1 protein-coding gene is annotated in these 870 nt (G+C 75.9%); it reads left to right on the top strand.

The window, feature by feature from the left end; translation table 11 throughout:
- The first annotated feature begins 174 nt into the window (after window positions 1-174).
- Window positions 175-681, top strand: coding sequence for a SigE family RNA polymerase sigma factor (locus HUW36_RS33620; RefSeq protein WP_174531673.1), 507 nt, complete (start codon window positions 175-177; stop codon window positions 679-681).
- Window positions 682-870: the final 189 nt, after the last annotated feature.

The following is an 870-nucleotide window of genomic DNA, read 5'->3' on the forward strand; positions in this document are numbered from 1 at the left end:
CGCGGGCCCGGTCCGCGCGCGCCGGGCCGGCGCGGCCACCGCGACCGGGCGCGAAAGGAGCCGTCGACCGGCGACCGGACCGATCGGGTACGCCCCGGAGCCCGCTGATCCCGGTGCAACCGCCCGACCCGCCACGGGGTGTCGTGTGGTGAGAGCGGACACGGGGAGGTCGGCATGGGCGGGTCCGAGGAGTTCGACGCCTTCTACACCGCGACCGCCCGGCGGGTCGTGCACCACGTCTACGCCCTCTGCGGTGACGTGGCCGAGGCCCAGGACGTGACGCAGGAGGCGTACGCGCGGGCCTGGCAGCGCTGGTCGACCGTCGGGGCGTACGAGGATCCGGAGGGCTGGGTGCGGATGGTGGCCTGGCGGCTGACCGCCAACCGCTGGCGGAGCCTGCGGCGCTGGTTCGCCGCGCGGGCGCGCCTGGGCCGGGACGCGCCGGTGCCCGAACCGGGCCCGGACCGGGTCGCGGTGCTGGCGGCGTTGCGCCGGCTGCCGGACGCCCAGCGGCTGGTCGTCGTCCTGCACCACCTGCACGACCTGCCCGTGGCGGAGATCGCCCGGAGAACCGGCATGCCGGTGGGGACGGTCAAGTCGTACCTGTCCCGGGCGCGCGCCGCGCTCGCCGTTCTGCTCACCGACGAGAAGGAGGAAGTCGATGTCGGCACGCATCGGTGACGCCCTGCGGGCGTTGGAACACGACGTGGCCGGGCTGCGGTTGAGTCCGTCGGCCGAGGTACGGGCCCGGGGACGGGCCCGGAGCCGGCGACGGGCGACGGTCCTGGCCGGGGTGGCGACGGTGGCGGTGGCCGGCGGCGCGGCGACACTGCCGGCAGATCGGAAGAGCGTCGTGTAGGGAAAGAGTGT

Origin of the sequence: Micromonospora maritima (genome assembly GCF_902825405.1) — a bacterium.
In the GTDB taxonomy this organism is placed as follows: domain Bacteria; phylum Actinomycetota; class Actinomycetes; order Mycobacteriales; family Micromonosporaceae; genus Micromonospora; species Micromonospora maritima.

Bases quoted from the DNA above. Each gene is read 5' to 3' on its own strand.
- HUW36_RS33620 (WP_174531673.1), top strand. From the start codon at position 175: ATGGGCGGGTCCGAGGAGTTCGACGCCTTCTACACCGCGACCGCCCGG.